The organism is Kitasatospora sp. NPDC056531, from assembly GCF_042794375.1.
Lineage (GTDB): Bacteria > Actinomycetota > Actinomycetes > Streptomycetales > Streptomycetaceae > Kitasatospora.
Genome location: NZ_JBHTTU010000002.1, coordinates 235,113 through 258,700, shown reverse-complemented (window position 1 = coordinate 258,700; position 23,588 = coordinate 235,113). Strand labels below are relative to the sequence as shown.

The 23,588-nt window shown below is 71.6% G+C and carries 26 protein-coding genes and 1 riboswitch; of the genes, 10 read left to right on the top strand and 16 right to left on the bottom strand.

The annotated features are described in order from the left end of the window. Positions 1-44 precede the first annotated feature (44 nt). A complete protein-coding gene (locus ACFQ87_RS03840) occupies positions 45-782 on the top strand; it encodes an NDP-sugar synthase (RefSeq protein WP_380608945.1) in 738 nt (245 codons plus the stop codon). Positions 783-856: 74 nt separating this feature from the next. On the opposite strand, the gene ACFQ87_RS03835 is transcribed toward ACFQ87_RS03840, so the two are convergent. Together ACFQ87_RS03835 and ACFQ87_RS03830 are read right to left on the bottom strand one after the other, a co-directional pair. Next, complete coding sequence (locus ACFQ87_RS03835; protein ID WP_380608944.1) at positions 857-1,060, bottom strand: DUF397 domain-containing protein; 204 nt, start codon at positions 1,058-1,060, stop codon at positions 857-859. Continuing rightward, the gene (locus ACFQ87_RS03830; RefSeq protein ID WP_380608943.1) at positions 1,053-1,919 is read right to left on the bottom strand and encodes a helix-turn-helix domain-containing protein; all 867 of its coding nucleotides are present in this window, start codon (positions 1,917-1,919) and stop codon (positions 1,053-1,055) included. Before ACFQ87_RS03830 ends, ACFQ87_RS03835 begins: the two co-directional genes overlap by 8 nt. 248 nt (positions 1,920-2,167) lie before the next feature. Here ACFQ87_RS03830 and ACFQ87_RS03825 point away from each other — a divergent pair, with 248 nt between their 5' ends. Genes ACFQ87_RS03825 through ACFQ87_RS03815 form a run of 3 tightly spaced genes read left to right on the top strand, consistent with a single transcriptional unit; the run spans position 2,168 to position 2,897 of the window. After that, on the top strand, positions 2,168-2,530 hold the full coding sequence (locus ACFQ87_RS03825; RefSeq protein ID WP_380608942.1) for an ATP-binding protein: 363 nt from the start codon (positions 2,168-2,170) through the stop codon (positions 2,528-2,530). Further along, positions 2,527-2,778 (top strand): hypothetical protein, encoded by a 252-nt coding sequence (locus tag ACFQ87_RS03820; RefSeq protein ID WP_380608941.1) that lies wholly within the window; start codon positions 2,527-2,529, stop codon positions 2,776-2,778. The genes ACFQ87_RS03825 and ACFQ87_RS03820 overlap by 4 nt, the downstream gene beginning before the upstream one ends. Beyond that, positions 2,766-2,897 (top strand): hypothetical protein, encoded by a 132-nt coding sequence (locus ACFQ87_RS03815; RefSeq protein WP_380608940.1) that lies wholly within the window; start codon positions 2,766-2,768, stop codon positions 2,895-2,897. The genes ACFQ87_RS03820 and ACFQ87_RS03815 overlap by 13 nt, the downstream gene beginning before the upstream one ends. A 62-nt stretch (positions 2,898-2,959) precedes the next feature. Here ACFQ87_RS03815 and ACFQ87_RS03810 read toward each other — a convergent pair whose 3' ends face one another. The 5 genes from ACFQ87_RS03810 to hisC all read right to left on the bottom strand — a co-directional run bounded on the left by ACFQ87_RS03810 (position 2,960) and on the right by hisC (position 8,399). Further along, positions 2,960-3,586 carry a hypothetical protein gene (locus ACFQ87_RS03810; protein WP_380608939.1) on the bottom strand — a complete coding sequence of 209 codons (627 nt, stop codon included), beginning with the start codon at positions 3,584-3,586 and terminating at the stop codon, positions 2,960-2,962. 13 nt (positions 3,587-3,599) lie between these two features. After that, positions 3,600-4,811 (bottom strand): ABC transporter permease, encoded by a 1,212-nt coding sequence (locus ACFQ87_RS03805; RefSeq protein ID WP_380608938.1) that lies wholly within the window; start codon positions 4,809-4,811, stop codon positions 3,600-3,602. Next, the gene (locus ACFQ87_RS03800; protein WP_380608937.1) at positions 4,808-5,611 is read right to left on the bottom strand and encodes an ABC transporter ATP-binding protein; all 804 of its coding nucleotides are present in this window, start codon (positions 5,609-5,611) and stop codon (positions 4,808-4,810) included. The genes ACFQ87_RS03805 and ACFQ87_RS03800 overlap by 4 nt, the downstream gene beginning before the upstream one ends. Before the next feature lie 2 nt (positions 5,612-5,613). Further along, the gene (locus ACFQ87_RS03795) at positions 5,614-7,035 is read right to left on the bottom strand and encodes an efflux RND transporter periplasmic adaptor subunit (protein ID WP_380608936.1); all 1,422 of its coding nucleotides are present in this window, start codon (positions 7,033-7,035) and stop codon (positions 5,614-5,616) included. 278 nt (positions 7,036-7,313) lie between these two features. Further along, complete coding sequence (gene hisC / locus ACFQ87_RS03790) at positions 7,314-8,399, bottom strand: histidinol-phosphate transaminase (protein WP_380608935.1); 1,086 nt, start codon at positions 8,397-8,399, stop codon at positions 7,314-7,316. 336 nt (positions 8,400-8,735) lie between these two features. Here hisC and ACFQ87_RS03785 point away from each other — a divergent pair, with 336 nt between their 5' ends. From ACFQ87_RS03785 to ACFQ87_RS03775, 3 genes are all read left to right on the top strand, one after another. After that, positions 8,736-9,893, top strand: coding sequence for a LacI family DNA-binding transcriptional regulator (locus ACFQ87_RS03785; protein WP_270145572.1), 1,158 nt, complete (start codon positions 8,736-8,738; stop codon positions 9,891-9,893). Positions 9,894-10,051: 158 nt separating this feature from the next. After that, positions 10,052-11,365, top strand: coding sequence for a metallophosphoesterase (locus ACFQ87_RS03780; RefSeq protein WP_380608934.1), 1,314 nt, complete (start codon positions 10,052-10,054; stop codon positions 11,363-11,365). 248 nt (positions 11,366-11,613) lie between these two features. Further along, positions 11,614-12,471, top strand: a complete 858-nt coding sequence (locus tag ACFQ87_RS03775; protein ID WP_380608933.1) for a hypothetical protein — start codon at positions 11,614-11,616, stop codon at positions 12,469-12,471. 36 nt (positions 12,472-12,507) lie between these two features. On the opposite strand, the gene ACFQ87_RS03770 is transcribed toward ACFQ87_RS03775, so the two are convergent. The 3 genes from ACFQ87_RS03770 to ACFQ87_RS03760 all read right to left on the bottom strand — a co-directional run bounded on the left by ACFQ87_RS03770 (position 12,508) and on the right by ACFQ87_RS03760 (position 14,538). Beyond that, entirely contained in the window at positions 12,508-12,810 is a 303-nt protein-coding gene (locus ACFQ87_RS03770) for a putative quinol monooxygenase (RefSeq protein WP_380608932.1), read from the bottom strand. Positions 12,811-12,959: 149 nt separating this feature from the next. Continuing rightward, positions 12,960-13,928: an aldo/keto reductase gene (locus tag ACFQ87_RS03765; protein WP_380608931.1), complete on the bottom strand. Its 969-nt coding sequence runs from the start codon at positions 13,926-13,928 to the stop codon at positions 12,960-12,962. Between the two features lie 13 nt (positions 13,929-13,941). After that, positions 13,942-14,538 carry an NADPH-dependent FMN reductase gene (locus ACFQ87_RS03760; protein ID WP_380608930.1) on the bottom strand — a complete coding sequence of 199 codons (597 nt, stop codon included), beginning with the start codon at positions 14,536-14,538 and terminating at the stop codon, positions 13,942-13,944. Positions 14,539-14,639: 101 nt separating this feature from the next. Between ACFQ87_RS03760 and ACFQ87_RS03755 the strand changes: the two genes are divergently transcribed. Then, positions 14,640-15,476: a helix-turn-helix domain-containing protein gene (locus ACFQ87_RS03755; protein WP_380608929.1), complete on the top strand. Its 837-nt coding sequence runs from the start codon at positions 14,640-14,642 to the stop codon at positions 15,474-15,476. A 57-nt stretch (positions 15,477-15,533) separates the two neighbouring features. On the opposite strand, the gene ACFQ87_RS03750 is transcribed toward ACFQ87_RS03755, so the two are convergent. Further along, positions 15,534-16,421, bottom strand: a complete 888-nt coding sequence (locus ACFQ87_RS03750) for a LysR family transcriptional regulator (protein WP_380608928.1) — start codon at positions 16,419-16,421, stop codon at positions 15,534-15,536. Positions 16,422-16,557: 136 nt separating this feature from the next. Between ACFQ87_RS03750 and ACFQ87_RS03745 the strand changes: the two genes are divergently transcribed. Continuing rightward, a complete protein-coding gene (locus tag ACFQ87_RS03745) occupies positions 16,558-16,944 on the top strand; it encodes a VOC family protein (protein WP_380608927.1) in 387 nt (128 codons plus the stop codon). Between the two features lie 64 nt (positions 16,945-17,008). On the opposite strand, the gene ACFQ87_RS03740 is transcribed toward ACFQ87_RS03745, so the two are convergent. From ACFQ87_RS03740 to ACFQ87_RS03730, 3 genes are all read right to left on the bottom strand, one after another. Then, positions 17,009-18,259 carry a hypothetical protein gene (locus ACFQ87_RS03740; protein ID WP_380608926.1) on the bottom strand — a complete coding sequence of 417 codons (1,251 nt, stop codon included), beginning with the start codon at positions 18,257-18,259 and terminating at the stop codon, positions 17,009-17,011. Positions 18,260-18,593: 334 nt separating this feature from the next. Continuing rightward, on the bottom strand, positions 18,594-20,408 hold the full coding sequence (gene thiC, locus ACFQ87_RS03735; RefSeq protein ID WP_380608925.1) for a phosphomethylpyrimidine synthase ThiC: 1,815 nt from the start codon (positions 20,406-20,408) through the stop codon (positions 18,594-18,596). Beyond that, positions 20,403-20,538, bottom strand: a riboswitch (TPP riboswitch). It overlaps the preceding gene by 6 nt. Positions 20,539-20,699: 161 nt before the next feature. Then, positions 20,700-20,900: a DUF5326 family protein gene (locus ACFQ87_RS03730; RefSeq protein WP_380608924.1), complete on the bottom strand. Its 201-nt coding sequence runs from the start codon at positions 20,898-20,900 to the stop codon at positions 20,700-20,702. 265 nt (positions 20,901-21,165) lie between these two features. Between ACFQ87_RS03730 and ACFQ87_RS03725 the strand changes: the two genes are divergently transcribed. After that, positions 21,166-22,449 carry a hypothetical protein gene (locus ACFQ87_RS03725; protein ID WP_380608923.1) on the top strand — a complete coding sequence of 428 codons (1,284 nt, stop codon included), beginning with the start codon at positions 21,166-21,168 and terminating at the stop codon, positions 22,447-22,449. Between the two features lie 62 nt (positions 22,450-22,511). Here the strand turns inward: ACFQ87_RS03725 and tenA are convergent, their stop codons facing one another. Together tenA and ACFQ87_RS03715 are read right to left on the bottom strand one after the other, a co-directional pair. Beyond that, positions 22,512-23,183, bottom strand: a complete 672-nt coding sequence (gene tenA, locus ACFQ87_RS03720) for a thiaminase II (RefSeq protein ID WP_380608922.1) — start codon at positions 23,181-23,183, stop codon at positions 22,512-22,514. Between the two features lie 17 nt (positions 23,184-23,200). Further along, complete coding sequence (locus ACFQ87_RS03715) at positions 23,201-23,518, bottom strand: cupin domain-containing protein (protein WP_380608921.1); 318 nt, start codon at positions 23,516-23,518, stop codon at positions 23,201-23,203. Between the last annotated feature and the right edge of the window lie 70 nt (positions 23,519-23,588).

Sequence of the window (23,588 nt, the reverse complement as noted above, 5' to 3'; positions counted from 1 at the left end):
GAGCCAGGTTAGCCACCAAGCCCCATGGCGTACGCTGAGTAGCCATGTCGCAACTCACAGGCATAACGGATGCCGGGGGCCCGAGCCGAGGTGCGGTGCGTCAGGCCGTGGTCCTCGCCGGCGGCTGCGGCAGCCGGTTGCGGCCGCTGACACAGACCCTGCCGAAGACGATGGTCGAGGTGCACGGCATGTCGATCCTGCGCCATCAACTCGACTGGTTCGCCGAGTCGGGCGTGGAACAGGTCGTCGTGTCCGCGGGCCACCTGGCTCAGGTGATCGACGACTACCTCGCATCCCACTGCCTGCCACTGCGCGCGACCGTGGTGACCGAGGAGCGGCCCCTGGGGCGGGGCGGGGGGCTCAAGCTGGCCGCCGCCGCCCTCGACCGGCCCGACGAACCGTGGTTGGCGGTGTACGGGGACATCTGGACGCGATTCCCACTCACCGGGATGTTCGCCCACCACCGACATCACGCCGCGCTGGCCACAGTTGCCCTACCGCGCCCTTGGCTGCCCAGGGGCACCGTCGACTGCGACGAGCGGGGCCAGGTGACCACACTCGCCTCGCACGTGCCACCGCCGCTACGGGTCAACGGCGGCGTCTACGTCTTCGACCCGCGGATCGTGGAGTTGCTGCCCGACGAGGGCGACCACGAGCAGACCACCCTTCCCCGGTTGATTCGAGCGCGCCAGCTGATGGGCTATCGGGTCGACGATCCCTGGCGGGCCATCAACACGCCTCGCGACCTGGACGACCTCGAACAGGAACTCGCCGGCCACTGAGTCCTGGCTGCCGACGGGAGGTTGGCGTGGCCGGCGGCCTCTTGCGAGGAGCAAGAGGCCGCCGGAACGATTCGCTAGGCGATGGCGGTGATCAGGTGGTCGAACTCGCCGGCCTGCGCGCCCTGGAGGAACTGGGCGAACTTGAGGGACGAGGTTCGGACGATGACGTCACCCTCGTCGGACTCGCGGAGCTCGATCACCCCGCCGGCTTGACGCACCTCAACACATTCGGAGTTCGCGCCGGAGTAACTAGACTTCTGCCAAATAGAGTTAGACATGCTTGCTTTCCATATCCTTCTTGATGGATCGAATGAACTCTCGGGACTCCTCTTCTGAGAGGGCTGCCGAATCGATCCGGGCGAGCAGTGAACGGAATCGGGCGGTATGGGCCGGGGCGTCGAAGAACACGTTGCCGAGGCCTGAGTCCATCTGCGCCGTGTCGAGCTCAGAAATCGGGCCTTCAACGTACGTGAAGTTCTCGTGGGTGACCGGAAGTGTGTCCACGTCGAACAGCACGACTCGAACGGAGATGGTCGACCGCTCGGAGTCATCGATGAGGCTGCCGAGCTGTTCGGCTTGGACCTTTGGTCCGCTGAACTGCATGCGCAGCGCTGCCTCGTGGATGTAGGCGGAGTACGGCGTTTCGCCGGATCGGATGATTCGCTGCCGCTCCACCCGAAAAGCTGTACGCAGATCGACCTCGGGGCGCGGAAGAGGTGGGACGTCTCGCGCAAAGACGGCCGAGGCGTAAGCGTTGGTCTGGAGCAGCCCAGGGATGAAGGCCATCGTGTAGGTCGAGAGCGCGTGTGCACGACTCTCGATCTCAGCGATCTCAAGGAAGTCCTGTGAGAGACTTCCGCGGTACTCCTCCCACCAGCCACCCTTGTCTCGGTCCGTAATGATCTCCACCAGGGCATCGATCAGAGGCTCATTGACGCACATGCACAACGCAGCGATCGTGCGCAGGCGTTCGACGCTGATCCCGGTCTTCCCGCTCTCCATCTGCGTCACATGGGCAGGGTTGATGCCCAACGCGCGGGCGAGCTGACTGCCTCCGAGGCCCGCCTGCTCCCGCATCCTGCGCAGCTCAGCACCCAAGCGCAGTTGGCGGAGAGTTGGGTTCGATCGAAGCGCCATGGCGTCCTCTCTGCAGGTCGTGGGACCAGTGTGCCTCAGAGCCGCTGCCACGTCAGAGGGAACTTCTCGCTGTCCGCCACAAATCTGTGGCGGACAGCGCTATCGTCGCCCCCAGACAGATCCGACGGATCGTCAGCAATGCTTCCGTTCCGGGCAGTAGGCGCCTGCTACCCGCACGCCGAAGAGCAACCATCGCCTGGCCTGGCTCACGGCTCCCCCTCTCACACCACCGCCTCACGGAGGTTCCCGTGTGCACCCGTAACACCCCCTCGCTCACCCTCTCCAAGCAGGCCCTGCGGAACGCCCTGACCCGCAGCAACTGCGACCCCGAGACCATCTTCAACGCCGAACTCGCCCTCGCCGAGCTGATCGTCAACGCCTGGCGGTACGGCGACACCACCGCCCCCGTCGTCTTCATCTCCATCCTCGGCTGCACCCTCCACGTCTCCGTCTCCGACGAGTCCGACGCCCTCCCCCACCAGCGCACGCCCGCCGACTTCGCCGAGACGGGCCGGGGCCTCCAGCTCGTGGAGGGTCTCACCCACCGCTGGGGCGTCGACCCCCAGAAGCGCGGCAAGAGCGTCTGGTACGAGCTGGACTTCGCCTCGTGAACCGCGACCCCATCGCCCCCGACGACCCCCGGATGCGCGACTACACCAGACTCCAGATCACCGCCCTCCTGGGCGAGTTGCACCGACGGGGCATCCCGCACGGACTCCTCTGGGGCTCCGCCGACACCCCCGAGACGACCCTCGACGGCCGCATCCTGGTCGACTTCGGCAACGCGCCCGTGAGCACTCTGCTCAACCTCCTCCACCTGCTCCGCGACCTGGACCGGAACGAGGCGTGGACCCCGTGAAGTTCTTCGTCGGCGCCGTCCTCCTCGCCCTCCTCGCCCTCGCGATCGCCACCGTGGCCCTGGGCGTGATCGCGACCCTGAGGATGCCGCGCCCCGACGACAGCGACAAGCCCCGCTGAACACGCGGAGGCCCTCGCCCCAAACAGGGCGAGGGCCTCGCGAGCGTCCGTCGGCTTCCGGGTTAGCCGCCGGACGGGTTCCGGTTACCCCCTCCGAAGCCACCGCCACCGCCACCGAAACCACCGGCAGCGCCGCCTTCGACGAGCTGGCTGGCGTTGTAGCCGCCGTTGGAGTCGGGCGTGCCGACGACGGTCACGCTCTGGCCGGGCTGGAGGTCGGCGACCTTGCCGTCCTTGTTGAGCTGGACCTTGGTGGTGTCGGCAGTCGTGACCTTGATGGTGTTGCCGTTGGAGTCGGTCAGGTAGACGGTCGAACCGTCCACGGCCTTGACCGTGCCCCGCGCGAAGCCGGGCTGTCCGCCCTGCCCCTGCCCGCCCTGACCCTGGCCGCCCTGACCCTGGCCGCCCTGACCACCTCGGCGCCCGGCGCCCTGCCCGCCGTAGCCCCCGTAACCGCCCGCCGCAGGGGCACCCGCAGCCGCGGCCCGAGGAGAGGAGGACTTCCCGCTCGGCGCCTGCCCCTGCTGGTACCAGACCCCACCGGCGAACGCACCCGTGGCGATCACACCACCCGCCAGCACCAAGCTCAGCCAAGGCAGCTTCCGACGCGGCGGAGCGGCCAGCTCACCACTGACGTCCCGCGCATCCGGGGGAGTGGCGAGCAGCGCAACCTGATCGGCCTGATTCATCGAAGAACTGCTCCTACTCATGCCGGAGGGCGTCGATCGGCCGCAGCGAGGCGGCCCGGTTGGCGGGGTAGCTGCCGAAGAACAGCCCGATGGCGACGGCGATGCCGAACGCGCCGAGCACGGACTCGGGGATCACCACCGGCTTGATGCCGACGATGCTGAAGTGCGAGCCGGCGATCCCGGCCGCCACGCCCAACCCCGCGCCGATCACCGACAGCAGCGTCGACTCGGTCAGGAACTGCCCGAGGATCACGGCCCTCGGCGCACCCAGCGCCTTGCGGATGCCGATCTCACGCGTTCGTTCGGTCACCGTCACCAGCATGATGTTGGTGATCCCGATCCCGCCGACCAGCAGCGAGATCGCCGCCACCGCACCCAGCAGCACGGTGAAGGTCTTCGTCGTGCTCTCCCGAGCGGTCAACAGGGACGCCTGGTTGGTGATCCGGAAGTCGGCCTTCGTCGGATCGGTGATCGCGTGCGTCCCGAGCAGCACCCGGGTGATCTCCGACTGCGCCGCCGTCGTCGTGTCGGCCGACGAGGCCTGCACCAGGATCTGGTTGACCGGCCCGAACCCGGTGAACGCGTTCTGCACGGTCGGCAGCGGCGCGATCACCACGTCGTCCGGGTCGGTGAAGCCGCTGCCGCCCTTGGCCTGCAGCACGCCCACCACCGTGAACGGCGTGCCGCCGAGCACGATCTTCTTCCCGACCGGGTCCTCGGCGTCGAACAGCTGCTTGGCCGTCGTGGCGCCGAGCACCGCGACCTTGCGCGACCCCAGGACGTCGTCATCGGTGAAGTACTCTCCGTGCGCGACCTTCTGGTTGGAGGTCTCGAAGTACGCCGGGTACGTGCCCACGATCGAGCCGGGACTGTACGAGATGTCGCCGTACAGCGCCGTCCCGCTCGTGGTGACCACCGGTGCGACCGACTTGATCGCCGAGGAGTCGCCGTCGCTCGCCAGCGCCTTGGCGTCGGCGACCGTCAGCTTCTTCACCGAGGACGTGGCCCGCGCGCCGCCGGCCGCCGAACCGGCGCTGACCGTCAGCGAGTTGGTCCCGAGCGAGGTGATCGAGTCCTTCACCGCCTGGGACGAGCCGTTGCCGACCGCCAGCAGAAGGATGACCGAGGCGACACCGATCAGCACCCCCAGCATGGTGAGCGCCGAGCGCACCTTGTTGGCGGCCAGGCCGCCGACCGCGAAGCGGAGCGTCTGCCAGAGGATCATGCCGGCACCCCCGCCTCGTACAGGGCGGGCGGCGGCCCGTCGACCGGTGCCTGTCGGACGTCGCTCACGATCTGGCCGTCGACCAGCCGCAGTACCCGTTTGGCGTGCCGGGCGACCTCGTCCTCGTGGGTGATCAGCACGACCGTGCGGCCGGTGGCGTTGAGCCCGTCGATCAGGGCCAGCACCTCGCCCGTCGAACGGCTGTCCAGGTTGCCGGTGGGCTCGTCGGCGAGCAGCAGCGCGGGGGCCGTGACCAGGGCGCGCGCCACCGCGACGCGCTGCTGCTGGCCGCCGGAGAGCTGGTTGGGCTTGTGCCCGCCGCGCTCACCCAGCCCGACCAGCGACAGCGCGGCCAGCGCCCGGCGCCGCCGCTCGGCGGCGCGCACGCCCGCATAGGCGAGCGGCAGCTCGACCTGGGCGAGGGCGGTGGTGCGGGGCACCAGGTTGAAGGACTGGAAGACGAAGCCGATCTTGCGGTTGCGGACCAGTGAAAGCTGCTGCTCGTCCAGGTGTCCGACGTCGATGCCGTCCAGCAGGTAGCGGCCGGCGGTCGGGACGTCCAGGCAGCCGAGGATGTTCATCAGGGTGGACTTGCCGGAGCCCGAACTGCCCATCACCGCAACGTAGTCGCCCTGCTCGATGTCCAGGCTGACGCCCATCGGGCCGCCGGTCGCCGGGTCGTCCGGACCGCGCAGGGCGTGCACGGTGGCGTCGCCGTGCCCGTACGACTTGGTGAGCCGGCTGATCCGGATCACCGGTACGGGATGCGCGGGGACGCGCTTGTCGATGACGTGCTGCATGCTCAGCCCTTACCGCCGCGGCCACCACCGGCGCCGCCACCGCCGCCGCCCGGGAAGCCACCGCCGCCACCGCCGCCACCCGGGAAGCCGCCAGCGCCGCCGGCGCCGCCGCCCCGGCCGCCCGCCCCGCCGCCGAGGCCCGGGAAGGACCCGTTCGGGAAGCCGTTGCTGCCGCTGGTGGTGGGGAGTTCGACCTTGTCGCCCTCCGTCAGCCCGGAGACGACCTGCACGGTGCTGTCGCCCTCGACGCCGACCCCGACGGTGACCCGCTCGGAGCTGCCGTCCGTGTGCACCACGGTCGCGGTCCGCGAGGTCCCGGTGCCCGACAGGGCGGAGGTGGGCAGCGAGAGCGCGTTGTCCGCCTCGCCGGTGATCACCTGGACGGTCGCGCTGAGGCCGGTGCGCAGGGTGCTGGTGTCGCCGCTGAGCTGCAGCGTGGCCGCGTACTGGACGGCCGACGAACCGGCGGCACCGCCGGAGCTGCTCGACGGCAGCGAACTGACCGACAGGACGGTCGCGTTGAGCTTGGTGTCGGACTGCGCGTTCAGGGTGACGGAGGCCGCCTCACCCTTCTTCAGCTTGAGCGAGTCCAGCTCGGAGAAGTTGGCGGTGACCTGCATACCGGTCGGGTTGGTCAGCACGATGAAGCCGCTGGGGGAGCCGGAACCGGCGCTCGTACCGGTCGACTTGGACGCCGAGGACGAGGATCCGGAGGACGACGTGGCCCCGACGGTGTCGCCGACCTTCGCCGAGATCGAGGCGACCGTCCCGTCCACCGTCGCGGTCAGGGTGGTGCCGGCCAGCGCCGCCTGGGCGTTGGTGAGGTTGGTCTGCGCGGTGGCGACCTGCTGCTGGGCCTGGGCGACGGCCGCGTCGTCGACCTTGGTGGTGGTGATGGTGGTGGTCTGCGGGGCGGGCACACTGCTCCCGCCCGCCCCGCGACCGCCGCCGCCACCGCTGCCCGACGCCGCGCCCGAGGGTGCGGGCGAGGGAGCGGAGGTCTGGGGCAGCGGCTCGGTGGTCGTCGTGGTGACCCCGGCCTGCGCCTTCGTGAGGTTGGCGTTGGCCGTGGTGAGGGCCGCCTGCGCGGCGTCCACCTGCTGCTGGGCCGCCGTGGTGTCGACGGTCGCGAGCACCTGCCCCTTCTTGACGGCGTCCCCCACCCCGACCTTGACGGCCGTGAGCCGCCCGCCGGTGGTGAAGTCCTGGGCCGCGTCGGTCGGTGAGACCAGGGTGCCGGTTCCGGACACAGTGGCCAGGACCGTGCCCTTGGTGACGGTCGCGGTACGGGCGACGGGCTTGGCCGCAGCCGTACCGCCGCTGCCGTCGACCGTGGCGTACACCAGGGCCGCACCGCCCAGTAGGGCCACGCCGAGCGCGGAGTTGACGAGGACGGCACCTCGCCGCCGTGGGAGCACCTTCATGGCGGACAGCTTCGCCGGGCGCTCTTGCGGCGCCCTGGGCGCGGGCTGGGAGAAGACTGACCGGCCGGATCCGGGCATTACGGACTTGTCGCCCACCCGTCGCGGGCGCCTTGGCCCGGGGCTGGCCAGCCGTTGGCCGAACTCCCAGCGCCCTCCCAGGATCCCCGGCCATCCGGCAGGGCATCCTCAGACGGCCCCGAAGACAGCCCCGGAAATGACCCCCGGAGACGCCGCAGGGACGCATCCCCGTGGAGTGCGCCCCTGCGAACCGGAGGACGTCAGCCGTTGATCTCCTTGCGGAACGCCTCCGCCACCGCCAGGAAGATCGAGTTGCCCTCGGCCTCCCCGATCGACACCCGCACACCCTCCGGGAACGGCCGGACGATCACGCCGGCCTCGGTGCAGGCCGCGGCGAACTCCGCCGAGCGCTCGCCGAGCCAGAGCCAGACGAAGTTGGCCTGCGAGTCCGGGATCTCCCAGCCCTGCGCGCGCAGCCCGGCCACCACCCGGTTGCGCTCCTCGACCAGCCCCTCCACCCGCTCCAGCAGGGCCTGCTCCGAGCGCAGCGAGGCGACGGCGGCGTCCTGGGCGAGCTGGCTGACGCCGAACGGGACGGCGGTCTTGCGCAGCGCGTTCGCCACCGGCTCGTGGGCGATCGCGAAGCCGACCCGCAGGCCGGCCAGGCCGTACGCCTTGGAGAAGGTGCGCAGCACGCAGACGTTCGGGCGGTCGCGGTAGAGGTCGATGCCGTTGGGCACCTCGGGGTCGCGGATGAACTCGATGTACGCCTCGTCGACGACCACCAGGACGTCGCCCGGCACGGCGTCGATGAAGCGCTCCAGCTCGGCGCGGTGGATCACGTTGCCGGTGGGGTTGTTGGGGTTGCAGACGAAGATCAGCCGGGTGTTCGGCGTGATCGCGGCCAGCATCGCGTCCAGGTCGTGGTCGCCGCCCGCGGTGAGCGGCACCGGGACGGGCGTGGCACCGGCGATCTGGGTGATGATCGGGTAGGCCTCGAAGGAGCGCCAGGCGAACATCACCTCGTCGCCCGGTCCGGCCGTGGCCAGGATCAGCGACTGGGCGACGCCGACCGAGCCGGTGCCGGTGGCGATGTGCTCGGCGGGCACGCCGAAGCGCGCGGCCAGCTCCGCGGTCAGCTCGCTGACACCCATGTCGGGGTAGCGGTTGAACGAGCCGGCCGCCGCGACCGCCGCCTCCAGCACACCCGGCAGCGGGTTGTTGGGGTTCTCGTTCGAGGACAGCTTGTAGGCGTCGGCGCCGGCCGGCTTGCCGGGCTTGTAGGTGGGGATGCCGTCCAGGGTCGGCCGCAGGCGCGGGCCCTGCGCTGACGTACCACTGCTCACGGTCGTACTCCTTCGTGTCTCTCCGGTCCGCCCGCCGTGCCACGGTCGGGATCACCGCCGTGCCCCGGGTACTCGGAACGCGCCCGGACCAACCCGGTCGGGTGCCTTGCACGATACCGACCGGCCCTCACCCGTAGGAGTGAGATGCCCGGACGGGTTACAGGCGCAGATCAGCCATTCTGCCCGGTTCCTATGGCACATGTCAGAGGTAAGACGGCCGGTTTCGAGCGGGTATCGAAGGGGCGCACCCCGGCTCACTAGCGGAGAAACGTATCTCCAAAGGCTCCCGATGCGCCGGTCACAGACCCTTGTCAGGAGCCATACGATCGGTCCGCCATGACAGCAGCAGCCAACCAGAGCGGTCGGCGTCCCACCACCTCACGGCGTTTGGAGCGGGCCGGCATCCGGGATGTGGCAGCAGCCGCCGGAGTGTCGATCACCACCGTCTCCGACGCGCTGAACGGAAAGGGCCGCCTGCCCGACGAGACCCGCAGCCGGGTGCGCGAGGTCGCCGAGCGCCTCGGCTACCGCCCCTCGGCGGCCGCCCGCACCCTGCGCACCGGACGGTCCGGCCTGATCGGGCTGACCGTCACGACGTACGGCGAAGAACCCTTCACCTTCACCGAGTTCGCGTACTTCGCCGAGATGGCCCGGGCCGCCACCAGCGCCGCCCTGGGCCGCGGCTACGCGCTGGTGGTGCTGCCCGCCTCCTCCCGGCACGACGTCTGGGGCAACATCGCCCTGGACGGCACCGTGGTGATCGACCCGCCCGACCAGGACCCGCTGGTCAGTGAGCTGTACCGGTCCGGCGTCCCGGTGGTCAGCGACGGCAAGCCCGGCAACTGCCCGGTCACCGCCTGGGTCGACAACGACCACGAGGCCGCCGTGCTCGGCATCCTCGACCACCTCTCCGAGGCCGGAGCCCGCCGGATCGGCCTGCTCACCGGCACCAGCACCGACACCTACACCCGGCTCTCCACCGAGGCCTACCTCGGCTGGTGCGCCAAGGTCGGCCAGGAGCCCGTGTACGAGGCCTACCCGGCGCACGACCCGGCGGCCGGCGCGGTGGCCGCCGATCGGCTGCTCGCCCGCCCGGACCGGCCGGACGCCGTCTACGGGCTGTTCGACCCCAACGGCACCGACCTGCTCGCCGCCGCGCGCCGCTACGGCCTGCGGGTGCCGGACGACCTGCTGCTGGTCTGCTGCAGCGAGAGCGACGTCTACGCCGCCACCGAACCGCCGATCACGACACTTTCGCTCAAGCCGCGCAAGATCGGCACCACCGTGGTCAACCTCCTCATCGACGCCATCGAGGGCGTCGACTCCGGGACGGGCGTTGACATCGCCCGGCTCTTCCCGCCCCGCTTCCGCACCGCCGGGAACGGCCCGCCACCGGGCACCCTGATGCCCACCGAGCTGATCGTCCGCGCCTCCTCCCAGCGGCGGAGTCCGCGCACCACCGTCAGCCCGCCCCGACCCCCGGGTGAGGTCTAGACCCCACTCGAACCGGGCCGACACCCTGTCGAGGCGCCGACGAGACCATACCGAGCCGGGACAAAACGGACCCCGCGGGACCGCCCGGCTGACGCTCCGGAGGATTGGATACCCACCAGGTGACGACGGCGGGAGAGTGGTCTTCCTATGATGGGCGAATGACACCCGAGGACCGCTTCCCCGGACCTGAGCACCCCCACTCAGGCCCCCGCCACCAGCCGGACCTCGATGTGCTGCCGTACGGCACCTACTACGAACCCGAGCCCGCCGCGGGCTACCAGGGCACGCCGTACGACGCGGAGACGTACAGCGGCTACGGCGGCGCCCGCTACCTGGAGCAGCACTGGCCCGCGGACGGCCAGGGGCACGGACACACCGTGCACGCCCAGGGGCTCAACACCGACCAGGCCCCGGAGTTCCCGCACCAGGGACAGTACGACGGCGCCTACGAGGGCCAGGACGTCTACGAGAGCCGGGACGCCTACGAGGGCCAGGACCGGAGCGGCTACGACGACCGCGCCGGCTACGAGCCCACCCTGCCCGACCAGCCCTCCCCCGCCCTCCAGCTCCCCGGCCGCGACGACCCGCCGACCATCGAGCTCGGCCCGCCGCTGCCCGACCCCGCCGCGCCGACCTACCCGTACCCGGCCCCCGGCCCCGACGAGCCGCCGGGCCCGGTCTACGTCGTCGGTGACGTGCACGGCTACCTGGAGGAGCTGCGCGCCGAGCTGCGCCACCAGGGCCTGATCGACGCCGACGGCCACTGGTCGGCCGGCCGGGCCCGGATCTGGTTCCTCGGCGACTTCACCGACCGCGGCCCGGACGGCATCGGCGTCATCGACCTGGTCATGCAGCTCGCCGCCGAGGCCGCCGCCGCCGGCGGCTACTGCCGCGCCCTGATGGGCAATCACGAACTGCTCTTCCTCGGCGCCGCCAAGTACGGCGACGAGCCCGTGCAGTCCACCGCCGGCACCGCCTCCTTCCTCGCCGCCTGGCGGCTCAACGGCGGCCAGCAGAACGACCTGGACCGGCTGGAGGCGCACCACATCAGCTGGCTCTCCCGGCTGCCCGCCGTCGCGCTGGAGGACGGGCACCTGCTGCTGCACTCCGACACCACCGCGTACCTGGAGTACGGCGAGTCCATCCCCGACGTCAACGACGCGGTGCACAGCCTGCTCTCGGACGGCAGCGTGGACGAGTGGTGGGACTGCTTCCGCCGCTTCACCAAGCGCTTCGCCTTCCGCGGCGACGCCGGGCCGACGGCCGTCCACGAGCTGCTCGACACCTACGGCGGCACCCGGATCGTGCACGGGCACAGCCCGATCCCGTACCTCACCGGCGCGGTGCACGCGGACGACGGGCAGCCTCCGCACATCCCCGGGCCGTACGTCTACGCGGACGACCTGGCGGTGGCGATGGACGGCGGGGTCACCATGGAAGGGCGTCTGCTGGTCGCGCGGCTGCCGATCTGACCATCCGACCAGTAGTCAACTCCTACCACTACTCGAACAGTTGTTCCCGGCGCTCGGGCCGCCACACGCGCGCGGCCCGGGGCGCGAAATTCCGGAAACCGACTGTCAGCACGGCTGCACCCACCCCTACCATGAGGCACACCACACCCGGCCGCCCGCCCGGCGGCCCGCCTCCGCGCCCGTTTCGGCGTCCCGAGGGTCCCCGCGTCCTCGATGCGCGTCCTTCCGCGATGCCGATCGGAGTCCGCATGAACGGGGTCCCCATGTCCAACCCCCCGCCGCTACTCGCCGAGGACCGCCCGGAGTACGAGCGCCTCCTCGGCGAAGCCCTGCGCGACCGCACCGTCCTCACCGCCCGGCGCGCCCCCGGCGCGCTCACCGCCGACCAGCTGCGCGTCCGCGCGCTGCGCGACGCCGACCGCATCAACGCCGCGGCCGCCACCGAGTACGCCCACTACACCGCGCTGCGCGAGAACCTGCACGCCACGCCCCCGCCACCGGCCGACGTCGAACCGTACGCCCCCGGCCTGCTCAGCCAGCTGCGCTCCGCCAACGGCGGCGCCGGGCTGTTCCCCGTCCTCACCGTGCTCACCCCGATCCTCGCCTGGACCGCCGCACTGGCCCTGCTGCTGATCGGCTACCTGCTGCGCGCCGCCGACTCCGGGCTCACCCTCGCCCGCTCCCTGGTCACCGCCGGCTGGGTGGCGCTCGCCGCCGGAGTCGCCGCGATGGCCGTCGGCATCATCGGGCTGCTCCTCACCGCCATACGCGACGGCGCCGCCGCAGTCCCGGCGGGCACCGACCGGGAGCTGGCCGCCGAACTCGCCGCCGCCCGCCACGAGTGGCGCACCGCCCTGCGCGAGCGCGGACTGCTGCCCTACCTGCTCACCCAGCTGCCCGCCGTCCCCGGCCGACCCGCACCCGGCTTCAGCAGCCCCGACTTCAGCAGCCCCGGCTACACCCCGCCCGCCTTCACCAGCCCCGGTCCGGACGGCCTCACCGACCCCGACGGCCACGCCCCCCGGCCCGCCGCCTTCACCCCGCCCGACTTCACCGGCCCCGGCTACACCTCGCCGGACTTCACCGGACCGGACGACGTGGGCTGAGCCCGCCCGGACGTCCTGGGCCGAGTTCGGCGCGGCTCAGCCGAGCCGGGCGTCCGTCAGTACCCGCAGCTCCGGCGGGCCGTCCAGCAGCTCGGCCGTACGCTCCAGCGAGCGCGCCAGGTGCGGGCTGGCCAGGTGCGCCTCGAAGGCCTCCCGCGACTCCCACTCCTCCACGACCACCCACGCGCGCGGATCGTCCGGGTCCACGTAGTTCCGGTACGACAGGCAGCCGGGCTCCACCAGGCTCGACGCCGCCATCGACCGCGCCTGCTCCCGCATCTCCGTCTCACGCCCCGCCCTGGCCCGCAGCCGCGCGACCGCCGTGATCCGCTGCGCCATCGTCGCCCCCGTTCCCCGCATCCGTGTGCCCCACAGCCGTGACCGCTCCGGCGGAGTCAACCACCGCCGGCGCCGGGGCCTTCCCCGTCGGCGACATCTTCCCCGCCCGGGAGACCGGGCGCACCCCGGAACCGCTCGACGGGTCGGGCTCAGAAGCCGGTCGGCAGCCGGGGCGTGTACGGCGCCTCCAGCGCCGCCACCTCCGCCCCGGTCAACCGGACGTCCAACGCGGCCACCGCGTCGTCGAGGTGGCCCGGGCGGGTGGCGCCGACGACCGGGGCGGTGACCACCGGATTGCCCAGCACCCAGGCCAGCGCGACCCGCGCCATCGGCACCCCGCGGGCCTCGGCGACGGACTGCACGGCGTCCACGATCGGCCGGTCGACGTCCGCGAAGAACCGCCCGGCCACCTGGTCACCGGCCGAGCGGGCCGTCGACTGCCCGTACGGGCGGGCCAGCCGGCCCGAGGCCAGCGGGCACCACACCAGGCTGCCCACCCCCTGGTCGGCGAGCAGCGGGAACATCTCCCGCTCCTCCTCGCGCTGCACCAGGCTGTACTGGTGCTGCATCGACACGAAGGCCGGGCCGCCGTCCCGGGCCGCGGCGTGCCGCAGCTTCGCGAACCGCCACGCCCACATCGAGGACGCCCCGACGTACCGGACCTTCCCGGCCGCCACCACCTCGCTCAGCGCCGCCACGGTCTCCTCGACCGGGGTCGCCGGGTCGAAGCGGTGCAGCTGGAAGAGGTCCAGATGGTTGGTGCCGAGCCGGGCCAGCGAACCGTCGACCTGCTCCAGGATCGCCCGCCGGGACAGCCCCGAGCCGCCCGGTCCGCCGTGCATCGGCAGGCCCGCCTTGGTCGCCAGGACGACGTCCTCGCGCCGGGTGTACCGCCGCACCGCGCGGCCCACCAGCTCCTCGGAAGCGCCGCCACCGTACACGTTGGCGGTGTCCCAGAAGGTGATGCCGAGCTCCACCGCCCGCCGGAAGACCGGCGCGGCCGCCTCTTCGTCCAGCGCCCAGGGGTTGTGCCCGCGGCCGCTGCCGCCGAAGCCCATGCAGCCGAGCGCGATCCGGCTGACTTCCAGCTCGGTACCGCCGAGCTTCACGTACTCCATCGTCGCCCCCGTCTCAGGCCGGGTACGGGGCGGCGGCCCGGGCGTTCTTCAACGCGCCCGTCCACCAGGACAGTTGGTCGAGCATGGCCTTGGCGTAGCCGGCCGCCTGCGGGTCGTCCGGGCGGCCGTCCGACCAGGCGGTGAAGTAGTTCGGGAAGGCCAGGCCGTCCCGGATGGTCACCGCGTGCAGCTCGGTCAGCACGTTCTCCAGGTGCAGCACCGCGTGCCGACCGCCGGCCGCTCCGCCGTAGCTCACGAAGGCGACCGGCTTGGCCGTCCACTGGGTGAAGTGCCAGTCGATGGCGGCCTTCAGCGAGGCGGGGTAACTGTGGTTGTACTCGGGGGTGACGATCAGGACGGCGTCCGCGCCCTCCAGGGCCCCGGTCAGCTTCGCCATCCCGGCCGGGCGGGGGTAGTCGGCGCCCGCGAACTTCGGCGGGGCGGCGGGCAGGGCCAGCGGCACGTCCACCTCCGCCAGATCGACCACCTCGACCTCGAACCCGCCGTGCGCGGCGGCCTGTTCGGCCACCCACGCGGACACCACCGGGCCGAACCGGCCCTCCCTGACACTGCCGACCAGGACGACCAACTTGTGCGTGTTCTTCTCCATGGCCACCACTCTCGGCCCGCCCGGCAGGCGCAGCCAGACCGTGCCCAGGCTGGCCCCCACAGGGCCACCCTCCGCGCCGCCCCGATCCGTACGATCGTCACATGGGCACACCACTGGGGGACTTCATCCGCGCCAAGCGCGACAGCATCCAGCCCGAGACGCTCGGCCTGCCCGACCACGGCCGCCGCCGCTCACCCGGACTGCGCCGCGCCGACCTCGCAATCCGCGCGGGCATCAGCGTCGAGTACCTCACCCGGATGGAACAGGGCCGCGACCGCAACCCCTCCATCGCCGTGGTCAACGCCCTCGCCGACGCCCTCAGCCTCGACCCCGCCGAGCGCACCCACCTGCGCTACCTCGCGAAGATCACCGGTGGCGCCTGCCCCAACCACGTCCGCCCGGCCCCGCCCTCCCGCGAGGTCCGCCCCACCGTCCGCGACACCCTCCGGCTGCTCGAACCGGGCATCGCCGCCGTCACCAACCGCCTCGGCGACATCCTCGCCCACACTCCCGGCTACGCCACCGTCCTCGGCGCCGCCGGCCTCCTCGACCACGCCTCCCCCAACCTCACCCGCTACGTCTTCACCGACCCCCGCGCCCGCGCCCTCTTCGCCGACTGGGACGACATCGCCGACGAACAGGCCTTCGACCTCTGGCTCGGCCCCTCCGCCGAGAGCTCCGAGTGGCTCAGCACCGAACTCGCCCCCGTCGCCGGCCCCGAGTTCACCCGCCGCCTGGGCAACCAACTCGTCCCCCGCCGCGGCCCGTTGCGCCTCCAGCACCCGACCGGACCCGAACTCCGGCTCCACCGCGAGATCCTGGAGTTCCCCGCCGACGCCCAACAGCTCCTGGTCCTCCTCCCCGCCGACCCCGAAACCGCCGCCCACCTCGACCGGTTGACCCGGCCGGCCCCGACCCGCCTGCGCGCGATCTCCTGACGCCCGGGCCGGGATCCCCGCCAGCGGGAGCCGGTTCACCCGGCTGCGGACGCCCCGCTACCCGCCGGCGGCCACCTCGGCCGCGGCCCGGGCGAACTCGCGGACCCGCGCGGTGGTGTTGCCCGACCGCCAGATCAGGCCGCGTTCGATCGGCGGGGCGTCGTGGATCGGGACGTAGGCCAGATCGGGGCGCGGGTAGTACTGGCGGCAGTGCTCGCCGACCGGGAGGACGCCCCGGCCCATGGCGACCAGGCTGAGCATCTCGGAGAAGGTCCCGCCGGACGGGCCCCTGGGGACGAGGCGCCCGGACGGGGTGCGGTCGGGGGTTCGGTCGCGCTTGAAGCCGATCGAGGTCACCGCCGGGTACTGCACCACCGGGTGGTCGGCGAGCACTTCGAGCGACACCGAGGCCTCCGCGGCCAGCGGGTGCCCGGCCGGGACGGCCAGGGCGCGCCGCTCGGTGAGCAGGACCGGGCCGAGGGTCATGCCGTCGAAGGGGTAGGAGGCGACCAGGATGTCGATCGAGCCGTCCTCCAGGCTCAAGCGGGAGTTGGAGAGCTGGACCTCACGGACGTCCACCCGGCAGTCGGGGTGGCGCTCACCGAACAGCGCCACCGCCCTGAGCAGCACCGGCGCCGTCCACTCCCCGAGGAACGCGACCCGCAGCTCGCCGGTCACCCCCCGGCTGGCGTCCACCGCCCGGCGCAGCGCCTCCTCCAGCGCTGCCACCACCGGAGCGAGGTCCTCGGCCAGCTGCCGCCCGACCGGGGTGAGCCGGACGGACCGGCTGGTGCGCTCGAACAGCGGGCCACCGACCCGGCGCTCCAGGGTCTTGACCACCTGGCTGACCCGCCCGGTGGTGAGGCGCAGCCGCTCGGCGGTCCGGCCGAAGTGCAGTTCCTCGGTCAGCGCGAGGAAGACCTCGATCTCCAGCCGCTCCAGCATGTCTCCCCCGTCGTCGAGCCCCGAACCGTTTAATCCGGCTCAACGATCGTACGGCGATCCGGCATTGATGATCTCCTCCGCGCGGAGGATCGTTGGACCCGTCCCCAGCGAACCCACCCCACCGGAGCCGATCACCATGCGCGTCGTCGCCCTCGACCACCTGGTCCTCAACGTCGCCGACATCGAGCGATCCCTCGCCTTCTACACCGGCCTGCTCGGCCTGGAGCCGGTCCGGGTCGACGAGTGGCGGGCCGGCAAGGTCTCGTTCCCGTCCGTCCGGGTCACCCCCGAGACCATCATCGACCTGTTCCACCGCCCCCGGCACGAGTCCAACGTCGACCACATCTGCCTCACCGTCGAGCCCCTCGACTGGCAGGAGGTCGTCGACTCCGGCGTCTTCACCGTCCTCGACGGCCCCGGCCCCCGCTACGGCGCCCGCGGCACCGCCACCTCCCTCTACGTCCAGGACCCGGACGGCAACACCGTCGAACTCCGCTGGTACCCGCAGGACGCCACCAGCTGAGCAGGGTGCCGCCCCGGCCGCTCGGGGGAGGGCCGGGGCGGCACCCGTTGTCGTCAAGCCGGTGTCAGCCGCGGCGGGTGCGGCGGGCCAGCACCACCGCGGCCCCACCGGCCGCCAGCAGGGCGCCGGCGACACCGGTGGTCAGGCCGAGGCCACTGGAGCCGGTGTCGGCCAGCTCGGAACGGTCACCGGTGCCGGCGGCCGAGGCCACGGCGGGCGCCGTAGTCGCCGAGGCGGTCGTGGGCGCGGCGACCGGAACGACGGCGGGCGCGGAGGTCGCGACAGGCGCGGTCGACGCGGGGGTGGTCGCGGTCGGCGCCGGGGCGGGCGCATCCGGGTTCACGCACTCGGGAGCGCCCTCGACCGGCGTGGCGGCGAACGGCTGCATGGCCCAGAACAGCATCGGCCCGGCGCCCGGGTAGTAACCGAAGCCGAGCGACGCGTCCTTGTCGGTCTTGAAGTTCCTGCCGAGCGTGATCCGGGCGTTGAGCACCCGGTTGTCCGCCGGACCGGTGGCCCACTTGGTCAGATTGACGTCCTGTCCGTCGACACCGGCGGCCGCCGTACCGACCTTGTGCCAGCTGCCGTCCTTCGGGTCCTGGACGTCCACCTGGGCGTCGCAGGCGGCCGGTCCCGGGCCGCTGCCGTACTTCTGGCCGGCCCAGACGAAGAAGGACGCCTGGGTGAGGTGCCAGTCGAAGCCGTTGGCGGTCTTGATCGAGACCTGGAAGGCGTGCGGCTTCCCGTCCGCCGGGACGTCCTTGGGCAGACCGGTGACGGTGGTGGTGAGCCCGGTCGTCTTGACGGTCTTCTGCGTCGTGGCCGTCCAGTCCTTGACCTGGCCCTTCGCGTCGAGCCCCGCTGCCAGCATGGCGTGGAGGGAGACGTCCTCCCACGGGCCCTCGTGCTTGGACTGCACCAGCTTGAACCGCAGCTTGAAGGTGCGGGCCGCATGCGGCTGGACATCGATCCCGGCGCCGGTCAGATCGGCTGCGACACCCTCGTAGCCCGTGGGCTGGTTGCTCATCGCCTGGTTGACCAGCTTCACCGGCTGCCAACTGCCGGAGGCGCCGTCCGCGTACTCGGCGACGACCTGGTCCGTACCGAGCATCTCGCTGCCGAGGTAGAGCACCAGGTGCTGGCCGCCGTACGGCGCGTCCGCGTCGTTCTTGACGGTCACCGTGCCCTCGGACCAACCGCCGCCGGCCTCCACCGAAGTGAAGCCGTCTACCTGGACGGAGTGCTCCTTGTCCGGGCCTGCGGCCTGGGCGGGAAGGGACAGTGCAATAGGGGACGCGATAAGCGAAGCCGCCACAATTGCATGCCGAAGTCTCAAATCAACCTCAAAAGTCCGAAATTGCCGCTATCTCCCGCGGCGACGCGGGGATTCCCCCCACCGCGTCGAGGCGGAGAATAACCGATCACAATTCCGTCGGCCAATCATCGACAAATCAATCCGGCCCGTGCTCCGCCCGTCCTCATCGAAGACGAATTCAGCCCGAAGACAGCACATTCAGCCCCTCCTCGGCTCATGACGCACGCGGACCGGGCCCGAACCATCACCCACTCCGGCCTCGGCCCGATGACGTGACGACAGAGCGCCGCCCCGAGGAGCGAAAGCTCTCGGGGCGGCGCTCGGGTGCGGTGTGTCAGTCCGCCAGCGGGAGGTAGACCCGGCTGCCCTGGGCCTTGAACTCCTCGGACATGGCCTGCATGCCGGCCTCGGCGTCGGCGTCGAACTCGCTGGAGACGGCCGTCGAGCCGTCGCCGTGCTCGTCGCGGATCTTCTGGGAGATCTTCATCGAGCAGAACTTCGGGCCGCACATCGAGCAGAAGTGGGCCGTCTTGGCGGGTTCGGCGGGGAGGGTCTCGTCGTGGAAGTCGCGAGCGGTCTCCGGGTCGAGGGCCAGGTTGAACTGGTCCTCCCAGCGGAACTCGAAGCGGGCGTCGGAGAGGGCGTCGTCCCAGGCCTGGGCGCCGGGGTGGCCCTTGGCGAGGTCGGCGGCGTGAGCGGCGATCTTGTAGGTGATCACGCCGGTCTTGACGTCGTACCGGTTGGGCAGGCCCAGGTGCTCCTTGGGCGTGACGTAGCAGAGCATCGCGGTGCCCCACCAGGCGATCATCGCGGCGCCGATGCCCGAGGTGATGTGGTCGTAGCCGGGGGCGACGTCGGTGGTGAGGGGGCCGAGGGTGTAGAACGGCGCCTCGTCGCAGATCTCCTTCTGGAGATCCATGTTCTCCTTGATCTTGTGCATCGGGACGTGGCCCGGGCCCTCGATCATCACCTGGACGTCGCGCTCGCGGGCGATCCGGCCCAGCTCGCCGAGGGTCTGCAACTCGGCGAACTGCGCCTCGTCGTTGGCGTCCGCGATCGAGCCGGGGCGCAGGCCGTCACCGAGCGAGAAGGTGACGTCGTAGCTCGCCAGGATGTCGCAGAGTTCCTCGAAGTTGGTGTAGAGGAAGTTCTCCTTGTGGTGCGCCAGGCACCACGCGGCCATGATCGAGCCGCCGCGCGAGACGATGCCGGTCTTGCGGCGCGCGGTGAGCGGGACGTACCGCAGCAGCACGCCGGCGTGGACGGTCATGTAGTCGACGCCCTGCTCGCACTGCTCGATGATGGTGTCCCGGTAGACCTCCCAGCTCAGGTCCTCGGCCTTGCCGTCCACCTTCTCCAGGGCCTGGTAGAGCGGCACGGTGCCGATCGGCACGGGGGAGTTGCGCAGGATCCACTCGCGGGTGGTGTGGATGTTGCGGCCGGTGGAGAGGTCCATGACGGTGTCGGCGCCCCAGCGGGTGGCCCAGGTCATCTTCTCCACCTCCTCCTCGATCGAGGAGGTCACGGCGGAGTTGCCGATGTTGGCGTTGATCTTCACCAGGAAGTTGGTGCCGATGATGGCCGGCTCCACCTCGGGGTGGTTCACGTTCACCGGGATGACGGCACGGCCGCGGGCCACCTCGTCGCGCACGAACTCGGGCTCCAGACCCTCGCGCAGCGCCACGAACTCCATCTCCGGTGTCACCACGCCCCGCTTGGCGTAAGCGAGTTGGGTGACGGCCACACCACCGCGACCGCGCAGCGGGCGGCGCGGGCGGCCGGGGAAGACGGCGTCCAGGTTGCGCAGGTTGCCGCCGCGCGGCGAGGTGTGCTTGATCCCGTCGTCCTCGGGGCGCGCCTCGCGGCCGTCGTACTCCTCGACGTCGCCGCGCTGGCGGATCCAGGAGTCGCGCAGGGCGGGCAGGCCGCGCCGCACGTCGGGCTCGTACGCCGGGTCGGTGTACGGGCCGGAGGTGTCGTACAGCGGCACGGTCCTGCCGTTGGTGAGCTGCACCTCGCGGTAGGGCACCCGCAGGTCCGGGCGGGACCCGTCCCGGTAGGCCTTGCGCCAGGCCGGGGTCGGGTAGCCGGTGCGCTCGCTGCTGGGGGTGGTCTGGGCAGACTGCGGCTGTGCTTCGAACGTGGTCATCTGACCTCTACTCCCTACGCCGGCATTACCCGGTCCAGGTTCCTGCGGTCGACGCAGCCGTCGGTCCGTCCGTCGACGTTCCGGTCAGCGCCCTCTCAGCCCGGTGCTCCGAGCTCCCGCGTCGCAGGCGGTGTTGCCTGCACATGACGCCCAACACGGTAGCGAGCCGATCGCCGCAGGTCCAGACGGCCCCCGAACCGAAATCCGGCCGGAAAGGCCGAGGCCCGGCCCCCGCTCACGGGGTGCCGGGCCTCCGGGGTGCTCCGCCGCGGTCCGCGCGGCGGAGCGGATTCAGCTCTTCGCGGCCTTCTTCACCAGGATCACCACGGCGGCCGCGATGCCCACCACGACCAGCAGCTTGATCAGGATGCTCAGCAGGGCGCCGACCACGCCGAAGACGAAGGCGATGATGTTCCAGGCCAGCACCAGGACCAGCACCGGGATGACGATGTTGCGCACCCAGGAGGGCAGCGACTTCCAGAGCTCAGCCATGTCGGTTCCTCTTCTCCCCTCGGGCCGGCTGCCGTCCGGTGCCGCATCCCGCTTGCTTTCGATGCTTCGATCGTACGGTGGCCGCAGCCCCGGAACGAGGCCCAACGGCCCGGAGAGAACCCCGAGATCACCCCGATCCCCACCCCCGGGGAGACCCCCGAAGAAACCTTCCGCCAGCACTACAACCCAGCCCGGGTTCAGGCGTCCAACAGGTGCCGAACTCTTCGGAACAGCCCGTACGACAGCCTCACCAGGGGGACCAGACATGCGTGTCCGCAGCGCCACCACCCTGACCGTCCTGAGCGCCCTCAGCCTGAGCGCCCTCAGCCTGACCGCCGCCCCCGCCCTCGCCGCTCCGGCCGCGTCGACGGCCTGGGGCGACAACGTCACCGCCGCCGGCGGCTTCGTCGGAATGAGCCCGACCCGCGTCCTGGACACCCGCGACGCCTACGCCGTCCCGAACGGCATGGTGCGCCCGCTCGCCGCGCAGGAGTACTACACGACCCCGCTCGTCGCGTTCAGCTCCCACATGCCGCCCACCACCTACCCGGTGGTGCCCGCCGACACCACGGCCGTGGTGGTCAACGTGACCGCGACCAACCCGACCGCGAACGGCTACCTCTCGCTCAGCGCCGCCCCGGGGGCGCCCGGCAGCATCCCGGCCGCTTCCAGCATCAACTTCGCGCCGGGCCAGACGGTCTCCAACCTGGTCACGGTCGCGGTCACCCCGGGCACCAGACCGACCATCACCGTCTTCAACAGCGCCGGCACCACCGACGTGGTCCTCGACGTGGTCGGCTTCTACAGCCCGACCGCCACCGACCGGCACACCGCGCTGACCCCGACCCGCCTCGCCGACAGCCGCACCGACGGCACCGGCCCGCTCGGCTACGGATCGGTCCGGACGATCCAGGTCGCCAAGCCCGAGCTGGGCACGGCCGACGCCCACGCGGTGGTCCTCAACGTCACCGCCACCGACCCCACCATGAACAGCTTCCTGACCGTCTACCCGGACGGGCCGGCGGGACGCCCGTACCAGGGCTCCAACGTCAACTTCCCCGCGGGCCGGACCGTTCCGAACCAGGTGGTGGTGCCGGTCGGCGCCAACGGGACGATCGACATCTACAACCACGTCGGCTCGGTCAACGTGATCGTCGACCTCGTCGGCTACTACGGCCCCTCGGGCACCAGCCTGTTCCGCGCCCTCAAGACGCCGGTCCGGACCTCCGACACCCGCGTCACCGGGTCACCGCTGGCGGCGTACTCGACCGAGCAGGTCCCGGCGGTCGCCTCGGACGGCTCCACGCCGGACGTCACGGCGGTCGAGGCCAACACCACGGTCACCGACGTCTCCAGCCCCGGGCACCTCACGGTGTTCCCGGGCGGGAGCACCGTCCCCGACACCTCCACCGTCAACGTCGACCCCGGCCTGACGGTCGCCAACTCCGCGACCACCGGAGTGGCCGCGGACGGCACCTACTCCATCCACAACCACGGCGGCCCGCTGAACGTCATCACCGACCTGACCGGCTACTTCACCACCAGCTGAGCGAACCGGCGCGGGCCCGCCGTCCGAGCACCTCCGGACGGCGGGCCCCTGCCGCGCGGACGTCAGACCGGCCAGCGCTCCCCGCGCCAGGCGGCGTCCCAGAACATCCACTCGTAGCGCGCGGTGGTCCTGAAGTGCTCGACCACCTTGCGGCGTTCGGCCGCGGACAGCTCCCCGCCGAGCCGGTCGGTGAGCGCCAGCACCCGGCGCACCACGGACTGGAAGGCCTCGTCGCCGTAGGTGGCGATCCACTTGGCGTACAGCGGGTCGGGGGAGCCCTGGGCGAGCAGCGCCTCGCCGACCCGGGCGTAGATCCAGTAGCAGGGCAGCACCGCGCCGAGCGCCTCGGCGAAGGACCCGCCGTAGACGGTGGCCAGCAGGTAACTGGTGTAGGCCCGGGTGGTGGGCAGCACCGGCTCGGCGGCGGCCTCCTCGGCGGTGCCGCCGAAGGCCGTGAGGAACTCGGCGTGCATGCCCTGCTCGGCGGCCAGCGCACCGACCGCGTCGTCGGCGAAGGCCCGTACGTCCTGCTCGCCGGGTGCCTTGGCGGCGCAGACGGCGAGCGCGCGGGCGTAGTCGCGCAGGTAGTGCGAGTCCTGGACGACGAAGTGGCGGAAGGCCTCGCGCGGCAGGGTGCCGTCGGTGAGGCCGCCGATGAAGGGATGGGCGAGGATCTCGGCGTAGACCGGCTCGATCGACGCCCAGAGTTCCTCGGTCAGGGTCCTGGTGCTCATGCTGCGACCCTAAGCGCTCAGTCCTCCGGCGGGGAGAACACGACCAGCACCCGCAGCTCCTCGGTGATGTGGTGGAACCTGTGCGGGGTGCCGGCCGGGACGTACACCACGGTGCCGCGCGCGACGGTCGCGGTCTCGGCGCCGACGGTCAGCTCGGCGCGGCCGCTGATCACCTGGTAGATCTCGTCCTGCTCGTGCGCGGTCTGCGGATCGGTGTCGCCGGGGGAGAGCGCGTACAGCCCGGCGGACATCCGCGGTTCGCGCAGGAAGCGCAGGTACGCACCGTCGTTGGCCGCCCGCTCGGCGTCCAGTTCGTCCAGCCGGAACAGCTTCACCGCTGCCGTCCTCCCTCGTCCGTACACCGCGTGGACCAGGTGCATTCAACACCAACTCGTCCGACGGGAG